General features: G+C 68.9%; 9 protein-coding genes. 6 read left to right on the top strand and 3 right to left on the bottom strand.

What is annotated here, in order from left to right; all coding sequences use genetic code 11:
- The coding region (locus RTM68_RS07100; protein ID WP_312169587.1) for a beta-L-arabinofuranosidase domain-containing protein at window positions 1-1,594 on the top strand (1,594 nt) is incomplete at its 5' end.
- Window positions 1,595-1,677: 83 nt separating this feature from the next.
- Here RTM68_RS07100 and RTM68_RS07105 read toward each other — a convergent pair.
- Complete coding sequence (locus RTM68_RS07105; protein WP_312169589.1) at window positions 1,678-2,937, bottom strand: D-arabinono-1,4-lactone oxidase; 1,260 nt, start codon at window positions 2,935-2,937, stop codon at window positions 1,678-1,680.
- Window positions 2,938-3,013: 76 nt separating this feature from the next.
- Here RTM68_RS07105 and RTM68_RS07110 point away from each other — a divergent pair, with 76 nt between their 5' ends.
- From RTM68_RS07110 to RTM68_RS07130, 5 genes are all read left to right on the top strand, one after another.
- Window positions 3,014-4,060, top strand: a complete 1,047-nt coding sequence (locus RTM68_RS07110; protein ID WP_312169590.1) for a LacI family DNA-binding transcriptional regulator — start codon at window positions 3,014-3,016, stop codon at window positions 4,058-4,060.
- 153 nt (window positions 4,061-4,213) lie between these two features.
- Complete coding sequence (locus RTM68_RS07115) at window positions 4,214-5,560, top strand: extracellular solute-binding protein (RefSeq protein WP_312169592.1); 1,347 nt, start codon at window positions 4,214-4,216, stop codon at window positions 5,558-5,560.
- On the top strand, window positions 5,557-6,507 hold the full coding sequence (locus RTM68_RS07120; protein WP_312169593.1) for a sugar ABC transporter permease: 951 nt from the start codon (window positions 5,557-5,559) through the stop codon (window positions 6,505-6,507). Before RTM68_RS07115 ends, RTM68_RS07120 begins: the two co-directional genes overlap by 4 nt.
- Window positions 6,507-7,418 carry a carbohydrate ABC transporter permease gene (locus tag RTM68_RS07125; RefSeq protein WP_312169594.1) on the top strand — a complete coding sequence of 304 codons (912 nt, stop codon included), beginning with the start codon at window positions 6,507-6,509 and terminating at the stop codon, window positions 7,416-7,418. The genes RTM68_RS07120 and RTM68_RS07125 overlap by 1 nt, the downstream gene beginning before the upstream one ends.
- Window positions 7,419-7,473: 55 nt before the next feature.
- A complete protein-coding gene (locus tag RTM68_RS07130) occupies window positions 7,474-8,997 on the top strand; it encodes an alpha-N-arabinofuranosidase (RefSeq protein ID WP_312169595.1) in 1,524 nt (507 codons plus the stop codon).
- A gap of 206 nt (window positions 8,998-9,203) precedes the next feature.
- Here the strand turns inward: RTM68_RS07130 and RTM68_RS07135 are convergent, their stop codons facing one another.
- Together RTM68_RS07135 and RTM68_RS07140 are read right to left on the bottom strand one after the other, a co-directional pair.
- Window positions 9,204-10,217 (bottom strand): arabinan endo-1,5-alpha-L-arabinosidase, encoded by a 1,014-nt coding sequence (locus RTM68_RS07135; RefSeq protein ID WP_312169596.1) that lies wholly within the window; start codon window positions 10,215-10,217, stop codon window positions 9,204-9,206.
- Window positions 10,218-10,222: 5 nt separating this feature from the next.
- The coding region (locus RTM68_RS07140) for an alpha-L-arabinofuranosidase C-terminal domain-containing protein (protein ID WP_396654204.1) at window positions 10,223-10,519 on the bottom strand (297 nt) is incomplete at its 5' end.

Below are 10,519 nucleotides of genomic sequence, written 5' to 3' on the forward strand. Positions count from 1 at the left end.
GGCGTGGGAGATCGGGAGGACGGATGCCGCGGCCGACGGCGACCTCGAGCAGCGGTTCCGGCGCGTGGTCGACCGGGTCGCCGCCGCGCAGGAGCCCGACGGATACCTCAACACGATGTTCGGACGCGACGGCCAGGGCGAGCGCTGGTCGGCGCTGCAGTGGGGGCACGAGCTCTACTGCCTCGGACACCTGTTCCAGGCGGCGGTCGCTCGGGTGCGCACGAGGCCGGATGCGGATGACGGCCTGATCGACGTCGCCCGCCGCGCCGCCGACCTCGTCTGCCGCGAGTTCGGCGCCGATGGACGCGACGCGATCTGCGGGCATGCCGAGGTCGAGGTCGGCCTCGCCGAGCTGGGCCGAGCGCTCGGCGAGCAGCGCTACATCGACCAGGCGGCGCTCTTCGTCGAGCGGCACGGACGCGGCACGCTGGGCGAGATCGAGTTCGGGCGAGAGTACTTCCAGGACGATGTGTCCGTGCGCGATGCCGAGGCACTGCGAGGGCACTCCGTGCGGGCGAACTATCTGTCTTCTGCGGCGGCCGACGTCGCTGCGGAGCTGTCGGACGAGTCTCTGCTCGACGCCCTGCGGTCGCAGTGGGATCGCACGGTCGAGCGTCGCACCTACGTGACCGGCGGCCAGGGGTCGCACCATCAGGACGAGGCCTTCGGCGACGACTGGGAGCTGCCCCCGGACCGCGCCTACTCCGAGACCTGCGCCGGCATCGGCTCGATCATGTTCTCGTGGCGCCTGCTGCTCGCGACGGGTGAAGCGCAGTACGCCGATCTGATCGAGCGCACGCTGTTCAACGTCGTCGCGACGTCTCCGGGGTCGGACGGACGGTCGTTCTTCTACGCCAACACGCTGCATCAGCGCACACCGGGAACGCCGGCGGATCCGGATGCCACGTCGCCGCGTGCGTCGTCATCGCTGCGAGCGCCGTGGTTCGAGGTGTCGTGCTGTCCGCCGAATGTGGCGCGCACGTTCGCGAGCCTCGCCGCCTACGTGGCCACGGCCGACGACGACGGCGTGCAGCTGCATCAGTACGCGCCGTCGACCGTGCGCACGACGCTGCCGGACGGGCGGATCGTCTCGTTCGACGTGGCGACGGGGTATCCGGCCGACGGCGACGTGCGCGTCACGATCGCCGACGACGCCGAGTTCACGCTGACGCTGCGGGTGCCGTCGTGGGCGTCCGGAGCCACGGTGCGTGTGCACAGCGGTGACGAGGTCACGGAGTCTCCCGCACCGGTGGGCACCGTCGCGGTCGCACGCGCGTTCAGAGCGGGCGACTTCGTCGACCTGAACCTGCCGATCGTGGCGCGCGCGACGGCACCGCATCCGATGGTCGATGCCGTGCGCGGCAGCGTCGCGATCGAGCGAGGCCCCGAGGTGCTGGCGCTCGAGTCGATCGACTTCGGCGCTGATGTGGGCGAGGCCGTCGTCGTCGGCGACCCCGTCGAGCGCGACGGTCGAGTGGTGCTGCCGGTTCGTCGGCGCTCCTCCGGCGACGTGATGGAGACCCCGCTCATGGCGTACCACGACTGGGCTCGCCGAGGCCCCTCGACCATGAGGGTGTGGATTCCGACGGTGTGACGCCTGGCCACCCCGTTCGAATCGCTCACTTGGCAGATTTCGCTGTTCGGAATCTGCATAGTGCGCGATTCGAACGAGTTCGGCTACAGCCCGAGGCGCTCCAGATACGGGTTGACCAGCCGACGCTCGGGGTCGAACCGGGCGGCGAGCGCGGCGAAGTCATCCCAGCGCTCGTACCGCGAGCGCACCTCGGCGCCGTCGAGCGTGAACACCTTGCCCCAGTGCGGACGAGCGGTGGCCGGCAGCAGCGCCTCGAGCGTCGGCAGGAACTCGCGCACGGCCGCCTCGTCGGGCTTCCAGGTGAAGTGGATGCCGACGGCATCCGTCCCGTGCGACGAGCTGAGCCACAGCTCGTCGGCCGCGACCGTGCGGATCTCGTTCACGAGCAGCAGCGGCGCGATCTGCCCCGCAAGCGTGCGCACCGCCTGGATCGCGGCCACCGCGTCTGCGCGCGGCACGAGGTACTCGCTCTGGATCTCGGCACCCGCCGAGGGCGTGAACTCGAGCTTGAAATGCGCGAGGCGCTCGAACCAGGGTCCGGGCACGCCGAGCTGCTCGGTGCAGGCGACCGGGTCGACCCCGATGATCGGATGCCGCTTCGAGGTCGCCGCCTCGCCGTCGACGCGTGAGAACAGATCGGCGCGAGCGATCTCACGCGCCTCGGGCTGGCGCTGCTTGACCCAGATCTGATCGGCGACGTCGGTGCGCTCCCACCGCGAGAAGATGCTGACGCTCGTGCCGATGCCCGTCACCTCGTCGAAGGCGGCGAGGATCGCATCCCACGACGGATGCTCGAACACGTGCTGCGCGACCTCGTACGCCGGCTCGACGTCGAGCGTCACGTCGACCACGGCGCCGAGCGCCCCCAGACTCACGACGGCGCCGACGAAGTCGTCGTCTCCGCGCTGCAGCGCGCGCACCTCGCCCGAGGGCGTGACGATCGTGAGTGCACGCACGGCACTCGCGAGCGAGCCGATCGCGTCACCCGAGCCGTGCGTGCCGGTCGCGACCGCACCGGCGATCGAGATGTGCGGGAGCGAGGCGAGGTTGGCGAGCGCGAGGCCTTCGGCATCCAGCAGCGGAGCGATGTCGCCGTAGCGCAGGCCGCCCGAGACGCGCACGGCATCGCGCGCCTCGTTCACCTCGAAGAGCGTCGGCATGCGGTCGAGCGCGATCAGCAGTCCGTCGGTGTCGGCGATGTCGTTGAAGCAGTGCCTCGACCCGAGCATCCGCACCCGTCCGCCCCGAGCGAGCAGCGCCTGCAGCTCCTCGACCGACGCGGGGTGCTCCACTCCGGATGCGCGGTAGGTGAGGTTGCCTGCCCAGTTGCGTTCGATCGTCATGGCGCCATGTTAGCCACGACTGCGGGATGTACATCGATGCACTGGGCGCGCCGAGGCGCCCGGATAGGCTGACCGCATGACAGCGACGCCACCGCCCCGAGCGACCATGAAGGACGTCGCGGCGCTGGCCGGAGTCTCGATCAAGACCGTCTCGAACGTCGTCACCGGCACGGTGTCGGTGCGCGAGGAGACGCGCGTCAAGGTCGAGGCGGCGATGACGCAGCTCGACTTCGTGCCGAACCTCAACGCCCGCGGACTCCGCAAGGGCCGCTCGGGCATCATCGCCGTCGCGCTGCCCGACCTCGCGACCGCGTTCTCGGCCGAGCTGCTGCACCGCATCGTCGAGACGGCGCACGAGCGGGGCCTCGCCGTGCAGATCGAGGAGACCGCGACCGACCCCGAGCGCGAGAGGGAGCTCGTCTCCCGGGCGCGCGCTCACCTGGTCGACGGGCTCATCCTGAACCCGATCCGCCTCGAGGACAGCGTGCTCGAGTTCGCCGATCGGCTGCCTCCGCTGGTGGTGATCGGCGAGGTCGAGCAGAACAGGGCCGATCACGTGCGCATCGACAGCCGGCGCGCGGCGGCCGATGCCACTCGGCACGTGCTGTCGCGCGGGGCGACGCGCATCGCCGTGATCGGCGCGGACGACGACTCCTCGGTGGCGACGGCGACGAGCAGACTCCGCCTCGCGGGCGTGCACGACGCGCTGCGCGAGGCCGGCATCCCGCGCGACCCCGCGCTCGAGATCAACCCGATGCCGTGGTCGATGACCGGCGGAGCCACGGGAGTCGAGACCCTGTTCCGGCGGAACATCGCGTTCGATGCCATCGTCGCCTTCACCGACACGCTCGCACTGGGAGCCCTGCACGCTCTGCACGATCACGGCGTCAACGTGCCCGACGACGTGATCGTCACCGGCTTCGACGCCGTGGAGTTCTCGCGCTACACCGCGCCGTCGCTCACCACGGTCGCGTTCGACCGTCGTGCGTTCGCGGATGCCGCGCTCGGCCTGCTCGAGTCCCGGATGGATGACCGCGCCGCCCCGCCGCGTTCGCTCACCCTGTCGCATCATCTGCTCGAGCGCGACAGCACGAACGGCACCCCGCGCGGTTACCGTCCGTAGCGGCGTGCTCTCCGTTCGAATCGCTCACCTGGCAGATCCGACCCCCCGAAACCTGCGAAGTGAGCGATTCGAAAGTTCGGGGAGCACTTGCCGACCTGATTACATCGATGTAATGATGTAGCCAACCCCGCCCGCAGTCACAAAGGAGTGACGATGACACCCCCGCTCGATCTGTCTCGGCGGCAGTTCCTCACTGCCGCCTCCGTCACGGCCGCCGCAGCTCTGCTCGCCGGCTGCGCCCCGGGCACCGTCCCCGGCGCGAACGGCGCGAACACCACGACCCTCCAGTTCTGGCATCTGCTCTCGGGCGGCGACGGCGTGACCATGTCGCAGCTGCTCGACACCGCGAACAGCGCCCAGAGCGCGTACCGCATCCGTCCCACCGTGCTCGCCTGGGGCACTCCGTACTACACGAAGCTCGCCATGGCCGGCGCGGGCGGCCGTGCCCCCGACGTCGCGATCATGCATGCGACGCGCACGGTCGGCTGGGCTCCCGGCGGCCTGCTCGACCCGTGGGACCTCGACCGCCTCGCCGATCTCGGCGTCGACGCCACCACGTTCCCGAAGCCGATCTGGGAGAAGGGCTTCGTCGGCGAGAACATGTACAGCGTCGCTCTCGACGCGCATCCGTTCATCGCGATGTTCAACACCGACATCTGCGACGCGGCCGGCGTGCTCGACAGCGACGGGCGTCTGCAGGAGACCTCGTCGCCCGAGGAGTTCCTCGACCAGCTGCGCACGATCGGCGGCAAGGCCGAGGGCCACGCCCTCTCGTACGGCTACCTCGGCGACGGCGCCCAGATGTGGCGTCTCTTCTACACGTTCTACTCGCAGCACGGCGCCGCGATGGAGCTGCCCGCCGGCGGCAAGGCCGTGATCGACAAGGATGCCGCGATCGAGTCGCTGTCCTTCATGCGGTCGCTGCTCGACGGCGAGATCGCACTCGCGCAATCCGACTACGGCAGCGCCGTCGCAGAGTTCTCGGGCGGCAAGAGCGGCATGCTGTTCACCGGCGTCTGGGAGCTGCGCACCATGCAGAACGAGAAGCTGCCGTTCGATGCGACCATGATCCCGACGCTCTACGGCACCCCCGCCGTCTACGCGGACTCGCACTCGTTCGTGCTGCCGCACCAGACCAGGGCCGACGAGGAGAAGCGCGACCTCACCTACCGGTTCGTCGCCGACATGCTGAAGGGCTCGTTCGGCTGGGCCGAGGCGGGTCACATCCCCGCCTTCCTGCCCGTGACCGAGTCTCCCGAGTACGCCGACCTGATCCCGCAGGCCCACTACGCCGAGGCCGCGCAGCACGTGGTCTACGACCCGACCGCGTGGTTCACCGGCAGCGGATCGAACTTCCAGGGCGAGTTCGGCGCCGCGGTGCAGGGCGTGCTGCTCTCGGGCGATGACCCCGCCGCCGCGATCGACCGCTTCGAGGCCCGCGTCAACACACTGCTCCGACAGCCGAACCCGGCCGACCCCGAGGGAGCTTTCGCATCATGACCCTCGCGACGGATTCCACCCGCACCATCGTCACCGGTTCGAAGTCGGCCACGCCCACCCGGCGCCCCGGCTCCTCGCGCAACCGCGAGCAGCTGATCAGCTGGGCGTTCCTCGCCCCCTTCCTCATCGCCTTCGCACTGTTCCTCGTCTGGCCGATCGTGCACGGCATCATCCTCAGCTTCACCGACCAGTCGCTCACGGGCGCCGGCGGATCGTTCATCGGCTTCGCGAACTACGCCGAGGCGCTCACCGACCCCAAGATGTGGCAGTCGATGGGCAACACGGTGTGGTTCACGCTGCTCTCGACGGTCCCGCTCGTCGTGATCGCGCTGCTCATGGCGGCGCTCGTCGACCGCGGCATCCCCGGCCAGTGGCTGTGGCGCCTGTCGTTCTTCATGCCGTACCTGCTGGCATCGACCGTGATCTCGCAGATCTGGGTCTGGATCTTCAACCCGCAGATCGGTGCCGCGAACAACATCCTGAAGGCATTCGGTCTCGAGCCGCTGGCCTGGCTGCAGAACCCCGACACCAACATGCTGTCGATCGTGATCGCCACCGTCTGGTGGACGGTCGGGTTCAACTTCCTGCTCTACCTCGCGGCGATGCAGAACATCCCACCGCAGCAGTATGAAGCGGCATCCCTCGACGGCGCAGGGCCGTGGCGGCAGTTCTGGTCGATCACGCTCCCCCAGCTGGGACCGGCGACCGTGCTGATCCTGATCCTGCAGATCCTGGCCTCGCTCAAGCTGTTCGACCAGGCGTACCAGATGCTCGGCGGCGTCGCGAGCGACACCACCCGCTCGATCGTCCAGTACATCTACGAGGCGGGCTTCGTCAGCTACCGATTCGGCTACTCGGCCGCGATCTCCTATGTGTTCTTCGCTCTCATCGTCATCATCGGCGTCGCGCAGGCTCTGATCTCGCGCCGCCGGAAGGAGCAGCTGTGATGTCCTCCGCCACCCTCACCGAAACCATCACCACCTCTGCCACCAAGCCCCCGCGCGCACGTCGCTCGCACCTCCCCGGTCAGAAGCCGTTCGGCGTGCTGCGCATCAGCGCACTCGTCGTGCTGATCGTCCTCGCGATCGGCTGGCTGCTGCCCTTCCTCTGGGCCGTCGCCACGGCCTTCAAGACCGAGACGGATGCCGCCAGCGGCGACCCCTCGTGGATCGGCGCCTCCGGCCCGACGATCGAGGCGTTCACGGCGATCCTGTCGCAGGGCAACGTCTACATCTGGGCGTTCAACAGCCTGTGGACCTCGATCGCGGTGACCCTGATCACCCTCGCGATCTCGGCCCTCGCCGCCTACGCGTTCTCGCGGCTCGACTTCACCGGCCGCAAGTGGCTGTTCGTCGCGGTCATCGCCTCGATCGTCGTGCCGCCGCAGGTGCTGATCATCCCGCTCTTCTACCAGATGCTCGCCTTCAACATGATCGACACCTACTGGGGTCTGATCCTGCCGCAGGTCGTCGCCCCCGCGATGGTGTTCATCCTGAAGCGCTTCTTCGACGCGATCCCGATCGAGCTCGAAGACGCCGCCCGCGTCGATGGCGCCAGCCGCCTGCGCATCTTCTGGTCGATCGTGCTGCCGCTCTCGCGGCCGATCCTGGCATCCGTCGCGATCTTCGTGTTCATCGGCGCGTGGAACAACTTCCTCTGGCCGTTCCTCGTCATCAACGACACCACGCTGATGACGCTGCCGGTCGGACTCCAGACCGTGATCAGCGCCTACGGCGTGCAGTACGCCCAGGTCATGGCGCAGGCCGTGCTCGCCGCGCTGCCGCTCATCATCGTCTTCATCATCTTCCAGAAGCAGATCGTCAAGGGCGTCGCGACCAGCGGCTTCGGCGGTCAGTAGTCCCCCACCCGGCCCCAGAGCCAGAACCGGCAGCACAGCCAGATACAGGAGAGCAATGTCTCAGGCCCGCATCATCATCGACCGCGATTTCACCATCGCCGACGTCCCTCGGAGGCTCTTCGGGTCGTTCGTCGAGCACATGGGTCGCTGCGTGTACACCGGCATCTACGAGCCGGGACACCCGCAGGCCGACGAGCGCGGCTTCCGTCAGGACGTGCTCGCCCTGGTGAAGGAGATGGGCCCGACCGTGGTCCGCTACCCCGGGGGCAACTTCGTCTCGGGCTACCGCTGGGAAGACGGAGTCGGCCCGGTCGAGGACCGCCCCGTGCGCATCGACGGCGCGTGGCACACGATCGAGACCAACGCCTTCGGTCTGCACGAGTTCATGGACTGGGCGAAGGAGGCCGACGTCGAGGTCATGGAGGCCATCAACCTCGGCACCCGCGGCGTCGAGGAGGCACGGTCTCTCGTCGAGTACGCCAACCACCCGAGCGGCACGTACTGGTCCGACCTGCGTCGCAGGAACGGCGCCGAGAAGCCCTTCGACATCAAGCTGTGGTGCCTGGGCAACGAGCTCGACGGACCGTGGCAGATCGGCGGCAAGACCGCGACCGAGTACGGCCGCCTGGCACAGGAGTCGGCGAAGGCCATGAAGCTGGTCGACCCGACGATCGAGCTCGTCGCCGTCGGCTCCTCGTCGCGATCGATGCCCACGTTCGGCACCTGGGAGCACACCGTGCTCACCCACGCGTACGACGAGGTCGACTTCGTCTCGATGCACGCGTACTACCAGGAGCACGACGGCGACGCCGAGTCGTTCCTGGCGGAATCGGTCGACATGGATGCCTTCATCGACGGCGTCATCGCGACGATCGACGCCGTGAAGGCCGCGGGCAAGCACACGAAGCAGGTCGACATCTCGTTCGACGAGTGGAACGTGTGGGATCAGCGGAAGTTCAACGACGTCGAGTCGGTGGAGATCGCGAAGGCGGGCTGGAAGCAGCATCCGCGTGTGATCGAGGACACGTACAACGTGACGGATGCCGTCGTCGTGGGCACGCTGCTCAACAGCCTGCTGCGCCACGGCGACCGCGTGAAGATCGCCAATCAGGCCCAGCTCGTGAACGTCATCGCGCCGATCCGCTCGGAAGAGAACGGTCCGGCCTGGCGCCAGACGAGCTTCTGGCCCTTCGAGCGCATGGCGCGCCTGGCGAAGGGCCGCATCCTGCGCCTCGCGGTGTCGGCGCCGCAGATCGAGACGAAGCGCTACGGCGGAGTCGATGCGATCGACGCGGCCGCGACCTGGGACGAGGAGACCGGACGCGTGGTCGTGTTCGTCGCGAACCGCTCGCTCGACGACGAGAGCGACCTGACCGTCGACCTGCGCGGCCTCACCGGGCTGCGCGTGGTGAACGCCGAGACGCTCACGATCCCCGAGGGCGGCGACCGCCACACCGCGAACCTCGAGACCACGCAGGATGCCGTGCACATGGTGCCGCTCGCGGCTGCCGAGGTCGTCGACGGTGCGGTGCGCGCGACGCTGCCGCCGCTGTCGTGGTCGGTGATCGAGCTGGCGTAGCCGCCTCGGTCGTTGAGCGAGCACGGCGAAGCCGAGCGAGACGAAACGCGGTGAGATCCGAGATCGGCTCACCGCGTTTCGTCTCGGTGCTCCGCTCCTCGCTCAACGACCGGCGTGGGTCGCCCGCTGCACAGCGACGAGGCCCGGTATCGATCGATACCGGGCCTCTCCGTGTCAGCTCCCGTCCGCTCCCCCGAGCGACGCGGTCACTCCGATGAACCGTCAGTCGGCCACTCGACGCGAGGCCACCCGTCGACCCAGGTGATCGGCAGCAGCCCGAGGGTCGCGACCCCGTCTGCCCGGCCGTCGTAATAGTGGAACGCGAGCGTGCCGTCGGAGACCGACTGCCCGCCCGGACCGATGCGCTCCCCGTCTGTGGTGAGCACGACGGTGCCTCCGTCGTCGAGCAGGGCGCCGCCGTCGGCATCCAGATACGGGCCTCCGACCGACGTCGCTCTGCCGACGATGATCTCGTAGGTGCTGTCGACCCCGCGGCAGCAGAAGCCGCGCGACGCGAACAGGTAGAAGGCTCCGTCGTGCGCGACGATGTACGGGGCCTCTATCGCGTTCTCGATCAGCCCGCGGTCGGCGAGACGCAGGGGTTCGTCCTCGTCGGCGCGCAGCCCGCTCGGCCACGACAGCTGCACCATGCGGATGCCGCTCGAGAACGACCCGAACGACATCCAGGGCACGCCGTCGTCGTCTTCGACGATGCCCGGATCGATCGCGTTGAAGTCCGTTCCGGCCGAGGCGATGACCTCGCCGCGGTCGACCCACTCGTAGCCGGGATCGTCGGGGTCGAGCGTCGTGTTGGTCGCGAGCGCGATCACCGAGGTGCTGGACCCGAAGGTGGAGGCCGAGTAGTAGAGGTACCAGGTGCCGTCGTGCTCGTACAGCTCGGGCGCCCAGAGGTTGTCGACCCCCGGCACCGCCTCGGACAACCACTCCGGCTTCTCGGACCAGACCTCGCCGACGTACTCCCAGGCGACGCCGTCATCGGACCGGCGGATCTGCACGGTGCCGTCGCCGATCTGCCCGTTGTCGGTCGAGTAGACGAACGCCTCGTCGCCGTCGTGCACGAAGGCGGGATCATGCACGAACACGTCGCCCGAGAGCGCGGGAGTGGGCGCCGCCGCGCTCTGCGACGGCGCACACCCGGCCAGCGCCACCGCGAGCGTGAAGACTGCGGCGACGCCGACCAGGCGTGCGGGGCGGGTCATGCCGGTCAGCCGAGGGAGACGGCCGACCACGAGACCGGGGGCAGCGTGACGGTGAGCACGCCGTCGGCGATCACCGCGCCGTCGAGGTCCTTCAACCCGACGCGCTCCTGGTCTGCGAGCGTATTCTTGGCGTACACGTCGTCGTCCCACACGGTGACGGCCTCGTCGATGCGGGTCGCGCCGAGCTCGGAGACCGCGATGCTGACCTCGATCGCCTCGGTCTGGCTGCGGTTCACGAGGAACACGGCCGACGCGGTGCCGTCGGTCGTCACCACGGCATCGACCAGCGGCGCGGATCCGTG

The sequence above is a fragment of the Microbacterium sp. genome (assembly GCF_031988965.1).
In the GTDB taxonomy this organism is placed as follows: domain Bacteria; phylum Actinomycetota; class Actinomycetes; order Actinomycetales; family Microbacteriaceae; genus Microbacterium.